The organism is Aeromicrobium sp. Leaf291 (assembly GCF_001423365.1).
GTDB lineage: Bacteria > Actinomycetota > Actinomycetes > Propionibacteriales > Nocardioidaceae > Aeromicrobium.
On sequence record NZ_LMNM01000004.1, the window covers coordinates 80,671 to 96,468 of the forward strand.

Sequence of the window (15,798 nt, forward strand, 5' to 3'; positions counted from 1 at the left end):
GGACGCCGTGCCCGTCGGGGCCCATGGGCCAGGCTGGTGATCATGGGCCTGTTCTCACGACCTTCTCCCGACGACGACGCTCCACCGGCGCCGACTCCCGTCGGCGCCTTCTGGGGCTGGTGGGCCGACGACGGCCGGCACCTCGACCCGGCGCAGGCCGGGCCCGAGCACGCGGCCCTCGACGGACTTCTCTCCGCGATCGACCCCGACCTGACGTGGCACCTCGGTCCCGGCCGCTCCGCCGAGCACCGGTTGACCGTCTCCGCCGGCGGGCTCGCAGCGGCGCGCCCGGCCGCGGAGCGCTGGTTCCGGGCCGCTCCCCCTGCGGACACGACGTGGGAGTACGCGCCCGCGGTCGAGGCCGACCCCGCGGCGTTCGGCGCCGTCCTGGAGGTCGACGGGGCCGCGGTCGACCTCTCGGCGGTCGTGCTCCACGTCGAGACCGACCTCGAGGACCTCCGCGTGCATGTCGGCGTGCACCATCCGGCCTTCGCCGACCTCCCGGAACGGGTGCACGGCCCCGTCACCTTCATGGTGCTCGACTGGGCGCTCGGCGAGGACGACGTGGCGCGCTGGGTCGGGAGGGTCGAGCCGTCGACCACCGCCCCGGCGTCGCCCCGGTCCGTCGACGACCTGCGGGCCGCAGTGGCGGTCTGCGCCGCCGAGCGTGACCCCGACGCGTGGTCCGCGCTGTCCGGCCAGGACGCCGAAGGACGCCCGGTGTTCGCGCTCGCCCGGACGGGTGCCCGCTGGATCGACCGGCCGACGCTCGACCTGCACCACGCGCTCACCGCGACCTTCGCACCCGACGAGCGTGGTCTCCCCTCGCCGGGGGACCTCGGCCGCCTGCAGGCGCTGGACGACTCGCTCGCGGCGACGATGGAGCCGCGCGGACTGGTGCTGGCGAACGTGACCACGAACGGCACCCGCACGTTGCACGTCTACACCGACGGCGAGGACCAGAACGCCGCCGACGACGTCACGCGCTGGGCCGACGACCACGGCCTCCGGGCCGTGAGCACACCCGATCCGGGGTGGACACGGGTCAGGCACCTGCTCGGCTGAGGGGCAGGCACCTCCGGGTCGTCCGCTCGCCGAGGTCCTGTCGGTGGCGGCCCCTAGCGTTCGCCGCATGAGCCATGGACTGTTCCTCAGGCACCAGGCGAGACCCGGTCGACGACCCGAGCTGGTCGCCGCGTGGGAGGCGCACATGCCGGACGCCGTCGCTGCGAACCCCCACCACGAGGCGTACGTCTACACCGAGGTGGCCGGCGACCCGGACGCCGTGATGGTCTACCAGCAGTACACGGACGCCGAGCACGCCGCAGCGTTCCTGCACGACCCGGCCTACCTCGCGTACCTCGCCGCGTCCGAGCACCTGCTCGCTGCACCACCCGTGGTCACGGTGGTGGCTCCTCGCTGGTCCAAGCACGTCGGCTGACGCGTCAAGGCCCCGGCCGGTCTCAGGCCGTGGTGTCGACCTCGTCGTCCTCGGGCTCCGGCCCCTCTTCGTCTGGCACTGCGTCGACGCCGGCCTCCTTGCGCTGCTCCGGCGTGATCGGGGCCGGGGCGGCGGTGAGGGGGTCGTAGCCGCCACCGGACTTCGGGAAGGCGATGACGTCGCGGATGGAGTCCGTGCCCGCCAGCAGGCCGACGGTGCGGTCCCACCCGAACGCGATGCCGCCGTGCGGCGGCGCGCCGAAGGCGAAGGCGTCGAGCAGGAAGCCGAACTTCTCCTGCGCCTCCTCCTCGCCGATGCCCATGATCTCGAAGACGCGCTTCTGCACGTCGGGACGATGGATACGGATGGACCCGCCACCGACCTCGTTGCCGTTGCACACGATGTCGTAGGCCTGGGCGATCGAGCTGCCCGGATCGGCCAGCGTGGCCGGGTCCTGGGGCGCCGTGAAGGCGTGGTGCACGGCGGTCCACTCGCCACCTCCCACGGCGACGTCGCCGGAGTCGAGGTCGCTCACGGCCTCGAACATCGGCCAGTCGACGACGAAGCAGAACGCCCACGCCGACTCGTCGATGAGGTTCTCCCTGCGGGCGATCTCGATGCGCGCGGCACCGAGCAGCTGGCGCATCTGCTTGACCGGACCGGCCGAGAAGTAGATGGCGTCGCCGGGCTTCGCTCCGACGGCGTCCGCCAGTCCGTCGCGCTCGGCCTCGGACAGGTTCTTGGCGACGGGGCCGCCGAGCGTCCCGTCCTCGCCGACGAGCACGTAGGCCAGACCACGCGCACCGCGCTGCTTGGCCCACTCCTGCCAGCCGTCGAGCGTGCGGCGTGCCTGCGAGCCACCGCCGGGGTGCACCACGGCACCGACGTACGGAGCCTGGAACACCCGGAACGGGGTGTCCTTGAAGTAGTCGGTCAGCTCGACGAGCTCGAGGTCGAAGCGCAGGTCGGGCTTGTCGGAGCCGTAGCGACGCATCGCGTCGGCGTACGTGATGCGCGGGAACGGGCGCGGGAGCTCGACGTCGATGAGCTTCCAGAGCTCGGCGTAGACCTCCTCCGCCAGGGCGATCACGTCGTCCTGGTCGACGAAGCTCATCTCGATGTCGAGCTGGGTGAACTCCGGCTGACGGTCGGCACGGAAGTCCTCGTCGCGGTAGCAGCGCGCGATCTGGTAGTACCGCTCCAGGCCGCCGACCATGAGCAGCTGCTTGAACAGCTGGGGGCTCTGCGGCAGGGCGTACCAGCTGCCGGGGCGCAGGCGCGCGGGCACGAGGAAGTCGCGTGCGCCCTCGGGCGTGGAGCGGGTGAGGGTGGGCGTCTCGACCTCGACGAAGTCGTGACGCTCCAGCACCTGACGGGCCACGGCGTTGACCTTGCTGCGCAGCCGGATGGCGTGGGCAGGGGCGGGCCTGCGCAGGTCGAGGTAGCGGTAGCGCAGACGCGCCTCCTGCCCCACCTCCACGTGCTCGTCGATCGGGAACGGCAGCGGAGCCGACGCGCTGAGGATCTCGACGTCGCTCGCGATGACCTCGATCTCGCCGGTGGGGATCGCGGCGTTCTCGTTGCCCTCGGGACGCTTCTCGACGGTGCCGACGATCTTCAGGCAGAACTCCGAGCGGAGCTGGTGGGCGACCTCCTCGCGCACCACCACCTGCACGACGCCGCTGGCCTCGCGCAGGTCGATGAATGCGACGCCGCCGTGGTCGCGTCGGCGCGCGACCCATCCGGCGAGGGTGACCTGGTCGCCGACGTTGGCGGCGGTCAGGCTTCCGGCGTCGTGGGTGCGGATCACGGCGAGGTCTCCTTCGAGAGGGGGGTCCCGACGACGGTGGGCGTCAGGTCGTGAGCGGGGGGCGTCCAGGTGTCGGGGTCGACCTCGACCTGGTCGCCGGTGCGGATGTCCTTGACACTAGGCGGTTCGCCCGGGAAGAGGACGTACGGGATGCCGCGGCGCTCGGCGGTGCGGATCTGCTTGCCGAACTTCTGCGCGGCGGCGGACACCTCGGTGGGGATGCCACGGGCGCGCAGCCGCTGCGCGAGAGCGTCGCTCGCGGCGCGTGACGCCTCGTCGGTCACCGCGACGAGCACGGCGGACGGGACGGGCCGGCTGCTCGTGAGCCCGTCGGCGACGAGGGGCACCAGCAGCCGCGAGAGTCCGAGCGAGATGCCGACGCCCGGGTACGTGCGCTTCCCGTCGGAGGCGAGCTCGTCGTAGCGGCCGCCGGAGCACACGGAGCCGAGCTGCTCGTGGCCGCTCATGCGGGTCTCGAAGACCGTGCCGGTGTAGTAGTCCAGGCCTCGGGCGATGCGGAGGTCGGCGGTGACCCGGACGCCCTCGACGTCGGCGCACGCGGCCACCACGGAGGCGAGCTCGTCGAGGCCCTCGTCGAGCAGCGGGTGCTGCACGCCCAGCGCGCGGACACGCTCCACGAACGAGGTGTCCTCGGTGCTGATCTCGGCGAGCGCGAGGCAGGCCCGTGCGGAGGCGTCGTCGAGACCGGCCTCGGCCAGGAGCTCCAGGACCTTCTCGCCCGGCAGCTTGTCGAGCTTGTCGACGACCTGCATGACGGCGGTCGGCGTGGCCACCCCGAGCCCGAGGTAGAAGCCCTCGAGCACCTTGCGGTTGCTCACCTGGAGCGTGAACAGCTCCTCCGGAGCCGCCCGGAGCCCGGCACCCCCGCCGGGGGTCGCCCCCGCGCCGAGACCGAGGACCGACGCCACGGCCGCCAGTGCCTCGGCCATCACCCGCGCGACCTCGACGTCGGCGTGGAAGGGCAGGGTGCCGTCGCCGACGATGTCGATGTCGGCCTGGGTGAACTCACGGAACCGACCCTGCTGCGGTCGCTCGCCCCGCCAGACCTTCTGGATCTGGTAGCGCCGGAACGGGAACTCCAGCTTGCCGGCGTTCTCGACCACGTAGCGCGCGAACGGGACGGTGAGGTCGAAGTGCAGGGCGAGCGCGTCGGACCGCGACGACGACGCTCCTGGGGAGGCGTCGTCGTGGATGCGACGCACGACGTAGACCTCCTTGTCGATCTCGCCCTTGCGCAGCAGCGTCTCGACCGGCTCGACCGCCCGCGTCTCGACGTTGGCGAAGCCGTGCAGCTCGAACACGCGACGCAGGGCGTCGGTGACGGCCAGCTCGACCGCACGGTCGGCGGGCAGGAGCTCGGGGAACCCGCTCAGCTTCGCCACGTCAGGCCTCCTTCAGCTCGGACAGGAAGGGGTTGGTGGCCCGCTCACGTCCGATGGACGTCTGCGGCCCGTGCCCGGGGAGCACGACGACGTCGTCCGGCAGCGGGAGGATGCGCTCGCGCAGGCTGGTGAGCATCTGGTCGTGGTCACCACCGGTGAGGTCGGTCCTGCCGATCGACCCGGCGAACAGGAAGTCGCCGGAGAACATCACCTGCGACACGTCCTCGGGACCGTCCCAGTCCACCCGGTAGTAGACGGTGCCCGGGGTGTGCCCGGGCACGTGGTCGACGCTGATCCGCAGCCCGTCGACCTCCACCACCGCACCGTCGACCGCGTCGCGGACGTCGTCGGGCTCGCGGAACTCCGGCAGGTCGTCGAGGCCGAACTGGGCGCGCAGCATCGCCGCCGACGGTCCGGAGATCGCGGCCATGGGGTCGGCCAGGAGGTGCCGGTCGGCGGGGTGGATCCACACCGGTGCGTCGAGCTCGCGGGCGACGTCCTGCGCGCACCACATGTGGTCGAAGTGGCCGTGGGTGATGAGCACGGCGTCGACCGTCAGCCGGTGCTCGGCGACGACCTGGCGCACGCCTTCGATCGAGTCCATGCCCGGATCGACGACGGCGCAGCCGGTGCCGGGACCTCGGGCCACGACGTAGCAGTTGGCCTGGAGCGGGCCGGCGGGGAAGGACGTGAGCAGCACGCACCACAGGGTACGCGGGGCTGCGACGTCGGATCGCCCGGCGGTTCGTCCGGGGCGGCGACGCCCAGTCGACGCCGGGGTGGTCACGCCCAGGTGGTGTCCTCCTAGACTGTCGCCATGACCTCTGCCGCCGAGCATCCGTGGGGCCGCGTCGACGCCGAAGGAAGGGTCTTCGTCAAGACCGGTGACTCCGAGCGCGAGATCGGCGAGTGGAAGGTGGGAGAACCTGCCGAGGGTCTCGCCTTCTACGTCCGCCGCTTCGAGGGCCTCGAGACCGAGGTCGACCTGCTGGAGAAGCGCCTGACCACCGGTGCGCTGTCGCCCGACGAGGCGGCCAAGGCCGTCGCCAAGGTGCGCGGCGAGGTGGCCGACGCCGCCGCGATCGGCGACCTCGCGTCGCTCGACGCGCGCCTGGACGCGCTCGCTCCCGCGATCGAGAAGCAGCGCGAGGAGCGTCGGGCCGAGCGGGAGGCCAAGGTGGCCGAGGCGAGCGTGGCCAAGACCCGCATCGTCGAGGAGGCCGAGAAGATCGCCTCGGGCCAGGACTGGCGCGCCGGGGCCGACCGGCTCCGTGCCCTCCTGGAGGAGTGGAAGGCGCTCCCCCGCCTCAGCAAGTCCGCCGACGACGAGCTGTGGCACCGCTTCAGCGCCGCCCGCACCTCGTTCACGCGCAAGCGCAAGACGCACTTCGCCGAGCAGAACACCCAGCGCGAGGCGGCGCAGAAGGTCAAGGAGAAGCTGATCGTCGAGGCCGAGGCCTTGTCGTCCTCGACCGAGTGGGGTCCGACGTCGGGCAAGTACCGCGACCTCATGACCGAGTGGAAGAAGGCGGGCTCCGCCCCGCGCAACGTCGAGGACAAGCTCTGGAAGCGGTTCCGAGCCGCCCAGGACGTGTTCTTCCAGGCCCGCGACGCCGCGAACGCCGCGCTCGACGAGGAGTTCGCCGCCAACGCCGTGGTCAAGGAGCAGATCCTGGTCGAGGCCGAGGCGCTGCTGCCGATCACCGACCTCGACGCCGCCCGCAAGGCGCTGCACGACATCGCCGACCGCTGGGAGGCCGCCGGCAAGGTCCCGCGTGGCCGGGTCAAGGAGCTCGAGGGGCGTCTGCGCACGGTCGAGCAGGCCGTACGTGCCGCCGGTGAGCAGGAGTGGAAGCGCTCGGACCCGGAGAAGTCGGCCCGCGCCGACGACATGATCGGCAAGCTTCAGCGCGCCATCGACGAGACCCGCGAGTCCCTCGCCAAGGCCGAGGCCGCCGGCGACGCCCGCAAGGTGAAGGACCTGACGCAGAAGCTGGAGTCGAACGAGTCGTTCCTCGCGATGGCCCAGAAGGCCGCGTCCGACTACAGCTGAGCCGCGTCGGCCGGGTCCTCGGCTGGACCGGGTCCTGCAGGATCCTGCGCTCGCGCGCCGTTGCTCGATCGATGGTGCGAGTGCGCCCCAGTCGTTGCTGCGCTGCTGCTGGTGGGGTCGTTCCTTGCTGCTGCGTCGCTGTGGCTGCGAGTCGGGGTGGTCTCCGAAAGGGCCTCGACCGGCGGATGGGTCCGGGCTCGGGTCGGGCCCTCGGAGCGCGGCTCGGGGAGACGCAAGGTTCTGCGTTCGTGCGTGGAGGGTCGAAGGATTCTGCGTTCGTGTCCGGATCCCGTCGTGGACGCAGCATCGTTCGGGGTTCGGCACGCAAAGGCAGAATCCTGCGTCCGCAGGGCGACCCTGGTGCGTTGGGTGGTCAGGATTCTCCTTCTGCGCGGACCGTTCCACGGGAAGGGAGAATCACTGCCCCTACGGGTCCAAGGTCGCCGCCACGATGCTTCCTTCGCGAGGCACGGTCCACGCGTAGGAAGCATCGTGCGTGGATCCCGCACAGATGAAGAATCGTGGCCGCGCCCCGCAGATCCCACCGAGCCCAGACCCCCGCCCCGGTCGAGGCCCTTTCGGAGACCACCCCGACTCGGAGCCACAGCGACGCAGCAGCAAGCGTTGACCCGGCCGCACGGGGCGACGAAGCCGGACGGCTCACCCGAAGGACGAGACCCGACTCAGCGACGCTGCGCCTCCAACGTGCGTGAGTACAGGCCCCGGCCCTCGACGTCGCGCAGCGTGACCGTCAGGGCACGGGTCCGGGCGTCGATCTCGACCTCGCCGAAGAACTGGTAGCCGCCGGCGGGACCGGTGTTCGCCACGGGCGGGGCGCTCACGAACTCGGCGCGCGGTCCGAAGGTGTCGTCGAGCGCGTTCGGACCGAAGGCACCGGCGTTGAGCGGCCCGGAGACGAACTCCCAGAAGGGGTCGAACCTCTGGTAGCTCGCGCGGTCGGGCGAGTAGTGGTGGGCGGCGGTGTAGTGCACGTCCGCCGTCAGCCACACGTGGTTGCGGATGCCCGCGTCCTGGAGCGCGGTGAGCACCCGCGCGACGTCCTGCTCGCGACCGAGGGGCGCGCCGGGGTCGCCCTGGGCGATGCCCTCCTGCGCCGCCGCGCCGTCGGGCACCACGAGGCCGATCGGCAGGTCGGCCGCGATCACCTTCCAGGTGGCGCGCGACGCACGGAGCTCGCGGACCAGCCACCGCGTCTGCTCCTCCCCCAGCACGCCGCCGTCGCGTCGGGTCTCGTCGTTGGCGGTGTTGGGGTCCTTGCGCGTGCGCATGTCGAGCACGAACACGTCGAGCAGCGGCCCCTGGTGCAGCACGCGGTAGACCCTCCCCACGCGGTCGGGCGAGATCTCGGCCACCGGCACGTAGTCGTGGAAGGCGCGGCGGGCGCGCGAGGCGAGGACGTCCACCCGACGCTCGGTGTACCGCGGGTCGTCGAGCACCTCGCCGGGGTACCAGTTGTTGGTCACCTCGTGGTCGTCCCACTGGGTCACCTGGGCGGTGCTCGCCAGGAAGGCCCGCCAGTTGTCGGCCTCGAGGTTGTAGCGGTACTGGCCGCGGAACTCGGCCAGCGTCTCGGCGACCTTCTCCTTCTCCGGGGTCACGAGGTTCCTCCAGGTGCGCCCGTCCGGCAGCGCGACCGTGGGCTGCAGCGGCCCGTCGGCGTAGACGGTGTCACCGCTGCACAGGAAGAAGTCGGCGTCACGCCGCGCCATCGCGTCGGCGATGCGGTAGCCCCCGTACTCGGGGTTGGCACCCCACCCCTGCCCCGCGACGTCTCCGGACCACAGGAAGCGGACGTCCCGTCGGGACCCGCCGAGCGTGCGCAGGCGGCCGGCTACCGGACGTCCGGAGCGCCGCGGGTCGTGCAGGTCGACGGCACGCACGCGGTAGTGCACGTCGGAGCCCGGCGGGAGGCCGCGCACGGCCCACTGCCCGGTCAGGTCGGTCTCGGGCGTCACGCGCGGTCCCTGCACGGTCACGGCACGCCGGAAGGACGGGTCGCGCGAGATCTCGGCCACGAGACGCGCCGGACGGTCCGCACGCCCCCACAACGTCGCCTGGCCGGCGTGCACGTCACCGGCCTGCACACCGTGCGTGAGCTCCGGCCTGCCGCGACGCACCAGTGTCGGTACGCCACGCGCCGACGCAGGACCGCCGCCGAGCAGCACCCCGCCGGTCGTGAGTGCGGCCAGGGCCGCGGAACGGACGGCGGTGCGACGGTCGATCTCCCCCGAGGTCATGGCCCGAGCGTCACGGAGCGAAGCGACGAGCGGGTGACCACCCGGTGACCACCGAGCGGCCGGTCACCCCGCCGACGTCACTGCGTGACGCGGTAGACGTCGAAGACGCCCTCGATGGTGCGGACGGCCGCGAGCACGTGGTCGAGGTGCTTGGGGTCGCCCATCTCGAAGCTGAACTTGCTCTTGGCCACTCGGTCGCGCCCGGTGGAGAGCGCGGCGGACAGGATGTTCACGTGCTGGTCGGAGATGATCCGCGTGATGTCGCTCAGCAGACGAGGCCGGTCGAGCGCCTCCACCTGGATCGCCACGAGGAACGTGCTGTGCGCGTTGGGCGCCCACTGGACCGGGACCAGCCGCTCGGGCTGCGACCTCAGCGACTGCAGGTTGACGCAGTCCCTGCGGTGCACCGACACGCCGGAGCCACGCGTCACGAAGCCCTCGATCACGTCGCCCGGGACCGGGGTGCAGCAGCGTGCGAGCTTGACCATCACGTCGCCCGAGACGCCTTCGACCAGCACGCCTGCCTGGCCGTCGGCCCGCTGGCGGCGCGAGCCGCTGCCGGGGATGACGGTGGCCTCCGCGAGGTCCTCCTCGGCACCGTCGCGCCCGCCCGAGAGGGAGATGACCCGCTCCACCACGTTCTGCGCGCCGACGTTGTTCTCCCCCACCGCGGCGTAGAGCGCCGACACGTCGGGCAGGTTGAGGTCCTTGGCGATCGCGTCGAGCGTGTCGTGCTTGAAGATGCGGTGCAGCGGCAGGTTCTCCTTGCGCATCTGCTTGGCGATGAGGTCACGCCCGCGCTCGATCGCCTCCTCGCGACGCTCCTTGGTGAACCACTGCCGGATCTTGTTGCGGGCTCGCGGGCTCTTGACGAACTCGAGCCAGTCGCGGCTGGGTCCGGCGTCCTGCGACTTGGACGTGAAGACCTCCACCACGTCACCGGTCTTGAGCTCGGACTCCAGCGACACCAGCCGTCCGTTCACGCGAGCACCGATGCAGGCGTGACCGACCTCGGTGTGCACGGCGTAGGCGAAGTCGACCGGCGTGGCCTCGGCCGGGAGCTGGATGACGTCGCCGCGCGGGGTGTACGCGTACACGCCGACGCTGTTCATCTCGAAGCGCAGGTTGTCGAGGAAGTCGACGGAGTCCTCGGTCTCGGACTGCCACTGGACCAGCTCGCGCAGCCAGGCCATGTCGTCGCTGCCGGGGCTGGCACCCTTGGCCGTGGACGGGTTCGCGCTCCCGTCCTCCTTGTACTTCCAGTGCGCCGCCACGCCGTACTCGGCGCGACGGTGCATGGCACGGGTGCGGATCTGCAGCTCCACCGGCTTGCCCTGCGGACCGATCACCGACGTGTGCAGCGACTGGTACATGTTGAACTTCGGGACCGAGATGTAGTCCTTGAAGCGGCCGGGGATGGGGTTCCACCGGGCGTGCAGGACGCCGAGCACGCCGTAGCAGTCGGCCACGGTGTCGACGAGGATCCGGACGCCGACGAGGTCGAAGATGTCGGTGAACTCGCGCTCGCGCACCAGCATCTTCTGGTAGATCGAGTAGTAGTGCTTGGGGCGGCCGCTGACGGTCGCCTTGATCTTGGCGTGGCGCAGGTCGGACTCGACGTCGCCGATCACGCGCTCGAGGAACTGCCCCCGCGACGGTGCCCGGTCGGCCACGAGGCGCACGATCTCGTCGTAGACCTTGGGGTGCAGGGTCGCGAACGCGAGGTCCTCGAGCTCCCACTTGATGGTGTTCATGCCCAGCCGGTGGGCCAGAGGGGCGAAGATCTCGACCGTCTCGCGCGCGATCCGCTCCTGCTTGTCCTGCCGCAGGTAGCGCAACGTGCGCATGTTGTGCAGGCGGTCGGCGAGCTTGATGACGAGGACCCTGATGTCGCGACTCATCGCCACGACCATCTTGCGGATCGTCTCGGACTGCGCGGAGTCGCCGTACTTGACCTTGTCGAGCTTGGTCACGCCGTCGACGAGCAGGGCCACCTCGTCGCCGAAGTCCACGCGGAGCTTGTCGAGCGTGTAGGGCGTGTCCTCCACCGTGTCGTGCAGGAGCGCCGCGCACAGGGTGGGACCGGTCATGCCCAGCTCGGCCAGGATGGTGGACACCGCGAGCGGGTGGGTGATGTAGGGGTCGCCGCTCTTGCGGGTCTGCCCCTCGTGCATGCGCTCGGCGATCTCGTACGCCTTGCGGATGACGTCGACGTCGGCCTTGGGGTGGTTCTCGCGGTACACAGCGAGCAAGGGGTCGAGCACCGGGTTCTGCGGCGTCGACCGGCCCCCGATGCGGGCCAGGCGGCTGCGCACGCGGGCACCGGCCGGTGCCTGGTCGACGCGGGCAGGTTCCGGCGGCGCAGCCGTCTCGGCGGCTCCGCCGTGGTCGGTGTCGATGCGCTCAGCCACTCAGTGCTCCTGTCGTGCCTTCCATCGTAGGACAGGCCCGATCACCGCGGTCACGGGACGGACCCGACCTCAGAGCAGGACGTCGAGCAGCGTGGCCGCGGCGCCGAGCACCAGGATCGCGACGAGCACGAGGGCGATGGTTCGGGTGTGACGGGGGTTCATGGGTGTCCTGACGGATCGCGGGGTCGACGAGCGAGGGGTCAGTAGCGGCGCAGGCTGACGAGCGGCGTGCCGGAGAGCACGTCCCGGCCACCGAGCGCGCCGATCTCGAGGACCACGACGTTGCCGACGACGGTGCTGCCGCACGCCGCCACGAGCTCGCCGGCCGCGACCAGCGTGCCCCCGGTGGCGAGCACGTCGTCGACGACGACCACTCGGGCACCGGGCGCCAAGGCGTCGGTGTGGATCTCGAGCGTGGCCTCGCCGTACTCCAGCGCGTACGTGGCGCTGTGGGTGTCGGCCGGCAGCTTGCCCTGCTTGCGGACCGGCACGAAGCCGACGCCGAGCTCGAGGGCCAGCGGTGCGCCGAAGATGAAGCCACGCGCCTCGACACCCACGACGACGTCGGGATCGAGGTCGCGCACGGCGTCGCGCAGGGCCGCCGACACGGCCGAGAAGGCCTCGTGGTTCGACAGCAGGGGCGTGACGTCACGGAAGGTGACGCCCTGCGCCGGCCAGTCCTCGACCGGCCGGACGCAGGCGTCGATGGCCGTGGCCGCGTCCATGGACGTCAGGAGCCGTTGCCGCTCAGGTCGACGTCGCACTCGTCCTTGGCGTGCTTCTCGATGGCGTCGGAGGCCTTCGTGAACTTCTCGTCGCTCAGCTTCTGGAAGTCGGCGGCCAGGCCCTGGAGCTTGGCCATGTCGACGCCCTCGGGCAGCTCGCCCTGCTGGACCTTCGCGAGGTCCTCGAGCTTGATGCCCGCGTCGTCGAGGGACTTCTCGACCGACGTGATGCCGTCGTCGAGCACCTTCCAGTCGGACTCGACGTCGGAGGGGGCCTCGTCCGCGAGCTTGTGGAAGGTGGCGAAGGCCTTGTCGATCTGCCCGAGGTCGCTGCCCTCGAGGGAGTCGAACTCCTTCGTGGCGGACTTGAGGTCGGAGCAGTAGGCGCTGCTCCCGGATCCACAGGCGGTCAGGGTCGTGGCGGCGGCGAGCACGGCGCCGGCGAGAGCGAGCTTCTTCATGCGCGCAAGCATGTCATGGTCGCCTGAGAGCTCAGGACCGACCCGCCCGGCCCTGGCCGCTGCCACCGCGCTTGCGCGACGACCGCGGACCTCGCGTCGGCTGGCGCCGACCTCCCGCCCCCGCCCCGGCCGCCACCGGCACCGCCTCGCCCGCGCTGGGCGTCGCGGCGTCCTTCTCGCGCCGGGCGAGCACGCGCCCGGTGTGGGCCGCGACCGCCGGGTCACGCTCGCGCAGCTGGACGGCGAGCGGCGTGGCGATGCAGATGGAGGAGTAGGTCCCGGCGGCCATGCCGATGAACAGCGCGAGGGCGAGGTCCTTCAGCGGCCCCTGCCCGAGCACGAACGTGCCGACGACGAGCAACGCCAGGACGGGCAGCAGCGCGGTGACGGACGTGTTCACCGAGCGCACGAGCGTCTGGTTGACGGCGAGGTTCGCCTGCTCGGCGTAGGTACGACGGGACGAGGCGAGCACGCCGTGCGTGTTCTCGCGCACCTTGTCGTAGACGACCACGGTGTCGTACAACGAGTAGCCCAGGATCGTCAGGAAGCCGGTGACCGTGGCGGGCGTGACCTCGAAGCCGGACCAGGCGTACACGCCCGCGGTGATGAGCACGTCGTGGGCGAGCGCCACGAGCGCAGCGAGCGACATGCGCCAGTCGCGGAAGTAGGCGGCGATGAAGATGACGACGACCACCAGGAAGACGGCGAGGCCGGTGAGCGCCTTGGTGGCCACCTGCTTGCCCCACGAGGGCCCGATGAGGTTCTGGCTCACCTCCTGCGCGCCCGCGTCGGTCAGGGCCTTCTCGAGCACGGACGTCTCGTCCTGGCTGAGGGCACGGACGTCGATCCTGACGGTGTCCGAGCCGGAGGTCGTGACGATCGGGTCACCCGCGGCGGGGACGTTCGCGTCCTCGATCGCCTGAGCGAGGGCGTCGGCGGTGGCCGCGTCGGCCTTCTGCACCTTGGCGGTCAGCTCGACACCGCCCTTGAACTCGATGCCGAGGTTGAAGCCCTGCACGACGAAGCCGAGCGTGGAGGCGACGATGATGAGGACGGAGATCGAGTACCAGAGCCGACGACGTCCGACGAAGTCGACCGAGACCCGCCCGGTGTAGAGGTGCTGGCCGAAGCTGCTGATGCGTCCCATCAGGATCGTCCTCCCGTGGTGCTGCCGGGTGTCGGGGCTCGGTCCGGACGGCGGACCGGTCCGGTGCGGTCGACGGCCCGGTCCCCGATGCCGAGATGGGCCGCGTCGAAGCCGGAGAGCTTGTGGCCGCGACCGAAGAACGTGGTGCGCGCCAGGAGCGACATGAGCGGCTTGGTGAACAGGAACACCACGATCACGTCGATCACCGTGGTGAGACCCAGCGCGAAGGCGAACCCGCGCACGACGCCGATCGCGAAGATGAACAGGATCACCGCCGCCAGCAGCGAGACACCGTCCGCGGCCAGGATGGTGCGACGCGCGCGCTCCCAGCCGGACTCCACGGCCAGGCGCAGCGACTTGCCGTCGCGCACCTCGTCACGGATCCGTTCGAACAGGACGATGAACGAGTCCGCGGTGATGCCGATGGCCACGATGAGGCCCGCGATGCCGGGAAGGGTCAGCGTGAAGCCGAGCGACTTCCCGAGCAGCAGCACCATGGCGTAGGTGGACGCGCCGGCGACGAGCAGCGAGCCGATGGCCACGAGCCCGAGCGCGCGGTAGTAGAGCAGCAGGTACGCCATCACGAGCACGAGCCCGATGGCCCCGGCGACGATGCCGGCCTCCAGCTGGGAACCCGCGAGCGAGGGGCCCTCGACGGACACCCCGTTGACCTCGAAGGTGAGCGGCAGTGCCCCGTACTTCAGCTGGTTGGCCAGCGACTGCGACGTGGACTGCGTGAACCCGCCGGAGATCTGCGAGCTTCCGTTGGTGAAGTGGCCGTTGGTGGTCGGTGCGCTCAGCACCTCGCCGTCGAGCACGATCGCGAAGCGCGACGCGGCCTGGTTGCCGGCCTGCTCCTGCTGGTAGAGCGCGTCGGTGATGGCGTCGAAGGCCTCGGTCCCGGCCTTGCGCAGCTCGATCGCCACGACCCACTCGACGGAGCCCTGGGGCACCACGGCCTCCGCACTCTTGACCTGGGTGCCCTCGATGACGGTGGGGCTGAGGATCATCGTCTCGCCCGTGGACGGGTCGCACGAGACGATCGGCTCGTCCGGCACGTCGTCGACCGCGAGGTCGTCCTTCGTGCACCGGAACCCGGCCAGCTCGGTCTGCAGCGCCTCGGCGGCCGAGGCGTAGTCCTTCGGCAGCGAGTCCAGACCCTGGGTCTCCGCGGCGATGAGCTGGTCGAGCGAGAGCTTCGACCAGTCCGCCGCGCTCACGGTCTTGGCCGCCGCCGCGACCGCCTTCTGATCCGGTGCCTGGGCCGCGCTCTGCCCCGACCCCCAGAGCAGACGGAAGCGCAGCTGGGCGGTGCGGCCCACCTCGTCGACGATGTTGCCCTTGCGCTGCCCCGGGATCTCGATGACGACCTGGTTGCCGCCCTGCGTGGAGACCTCGGCCTCGCTCACGCCCGTGGCGTTGACCCGCTGGTCGATGATGTCCCGAGCCTCCTGCAGCTTGGCCTGCGTGACGTCACCGGAGGACGCCTCGGCCTGCAGGGTGATCCGGGTGCCGCCCTGCAGGTCGAGCCCGAGCCTGGGCTTCCAGACCCCGCCGCCGTCCTTGAGGTCGAGCCCTGCCAGCAGTCCGAACAGGGCGAGCAGGAGGGCGAGGAACAGCAGCAGCGTGCGTCGCGGACGCGGGATGCCGGCAGTGCTCCTGCCGGGACGGGGCGCGGGTCTGGCCATCAGTCGGTCGGGCTCTCCGGTTCGGTGGTCGGGCTCGGGTCGACGACCTTCGCGACGGCCTGGCGGTTGACGGTGATCACCGTGTTCGGGGCGATGCGCAGCTCGGCCTCGGTGTCGCCCAGCGACACCAGCTCGCCGAAGATGCCGCTGGCGAGCATGACCCGGCGGCCCGGCTCGAGCGCGGTCTGGGTGGCGAGGTAGTCCTTCTGGCGAGCCCGCGCGGGGCGCATGACCAGGAGGTAGAAGATGACCAGCAGGAGGACGAGCGGGATGAAGCTGTAGACATCGGACACGAGATTGCTCCGTCGAAGGGAATGACGTCCGCACAGCGGACCTGGCACGGGGCCAGGGAGTAGTTTAGACATGCAACCAAGCCCGGCGGCCCTGTCCATGCTTCCACG

13 protein-coding genes are annotated in these 15,798 nt (G+C 71.1%); 3 read left to right on the forward strand and 10 right to left on the reverse strand.

Translation table 11 applies throughout. The features are described from left to right. Positions 1–42 precede the first annotated feature (42 nt). Both ASF35_RS17220 and ASF35_RS17225 read left to right on the forward strand, forming a co-directional pair. The gene (locus ASF35_RS17220; RefSeq protein ID WP_056577524.1) at positions 43–1,065 is read left to right on the forward strand and encodes a DUF695 domain-containing protein; all 1,023 of its coding nucleotides are present in this window, start codon (positions 43–45) and stop codon (positions 1,063–1,065) included. A gap of 67 nt (positions 1,066–1,132) precedes the next feature. After that, positions 1,133–1,441, forward strand: a complete 309-nt coding sequence (locus tag ASF35_RS17225; RefSeq protein WP_055970463.1) for a putative quinol monooxygenase — start codon at positions 1,133–1,135, stop codon at positions 1,439–1,441. Positions 1,442–1,463: 22 nt separating this feature from the next. Here ASF35_RS17225 and aspS read toward each other — a convergent pair whose 3' ends face one another. From aspS to ASF35_RS17240, 3 genes are read right to left on the reverse strand one after another with little or no spacing between them, the layout of a single operon-like run. Further along, positions 1,464–3,251, reverse strand: a complete 1,788-nt coding sequence (aspS, locus tag ASF35_RS17230) for an aspartate--tRNA ligase (protein ID WP_055970465.1) — start codon at positions 3,249–3,251, stop codon at positions 1,464–1,466. Further along, positions 3,248–4,654 carry a histidine--tRNA ligase gene (hisS, locus tag ASF35_RS17235; RefSeq protein ID WP_055970467.1) on the reverse strand — a complete coding sequence of 469 codons (1,407 nt, stop codon included), beginning with the start codon at positions 4,652–4,654 and terminating at the stop codon, positions 3,248–3,250. The genes aspS and hisS overlap by 4 nt, the downstream gene beginning before the upstream one ends. A 1-nt stretch (position 4,655) precedes the next feature. After that, positions 4,656–5,354: an MBL fold metallo-hydrolase gene (locus ASF35_RS17240; RefSeq protein ID WP_055970469.1), complete on the reverse strand. Its 699-nt coding sequence runs from the start codon at positions 5,352–5,354 to the stop codon at positions 4,656–4,658. 117 nt (positions 5,355–5,471) lie between these two features. Here ASF35_RS17240 and ASF35_RS17245 point away from each other — a divergent pair, with 117 nt between their 5' ends. Then, positions 5,472–6,707: a DUF349 domain-containing protein gene (locus ASF35_RS17245; protein WP_055970472.1), complete on the forward strand. Its 1,236-nt coding sequence runs from the start codon at positions 5,472–5,474 to the stop codon at positions 6,705–6,707. 683 nt (positions 6,708–7,390) lie between these two features. Here the strand turns inward: ASF35_RS17245 and ASF35_RS17250 are convergent. From ASF35_RS17250 to yajC, 7 genes are all read right to left on the reverse strand, one after another. Beyond that, positions 7,391–8,965, reverse strand: coding sequence for an alkaline phosphatase (locus ASF35_RS17250; RefSeq protein ID WP_055970473.1), 1,575 nt, complete (start codon positions 8,963–8,965; stop codon positions 7,391–7,393). A gap of 77 nt (positions 8,966–9,042) precedes the next feature. Further along, the gene (locus ASF35_RS17255) at positions 9,043–11,376 is read right to left on the reverse strand and encodes a bifunctional (p)ppGpp synthetase/guanosine-3',5'-bis(diphosphate) 3'-pyrophosphohydrolase (protein WP_200914577.1); all 2,334 of its coding nucleotides are present in this window, start codon (positions 11,374–11,376) and stop codon (positions 9,043–9,045) included. Between the two features lie 200 nt (positions 11,377–11,576). Further along, on the reverse strand, positions 11,577–12,101 hold the full coding sequence (locus tag ASF35_RS17260; protein ID WP_055970475.1) for an adenine phosphoribosyltransferase: 525 nt from the start codon (positions 12,099–12,101) through the stop codon (positions 11,577–11,579). A gap of 5 nt (positions 12,102–12,106) precedes the next feature. Beyond that, on the reverse strand, positions 12,107–12,562 hold the full coding sequence (locus ASF35_RS17265; protein WP_055970478.1) for a hypothetical protein: 456 nt from the start codon (positions 12,560–12,562) through the stop codon (positions 12,107–12,109). A gap of 31 nt (positions 12,563–12,593) precedes the next feature. Further along, the gene (gene secF / locus ASF35_RS17270; RefSeq protein ID WP_055970480.1) at positions 12,594–13,709 is read right to left on the reverse strand and encodes a protein translocase subunit SecF; all 1,116 of its coding nucleotides are present in this window, start codon (positions 13,707–13,709) and stop codon (positions 12,594–12,596) included. Further along, complete coding sequence (secD, locus tag ASF35_RS17275) at positions 13,709–15,397, reverse strand: protein translocase subunit SecD (protein ID WP_055970482.1); 1,689 nt, start codon at positions 15,395–15,397, stop codon at positions 13,709–13,711. Before secD ends, secF begins: the two co-directional genes overlap by 1 nt. Continuing rightward, entirely contained in the window at positions 15,397–15,690 is a 294-nt protein-coding gene (gene yajC, locus ASF35_RS17280; protein WP_055970484.1) for a preprotein translocase subunit YajC, read from the reverse strand. The genes secD and yajC overlap by 1 nt, the downstream gene beginning before the upstream one ends. Positions 15,691–15,798 lie beyond the last annotated feature (108 nt).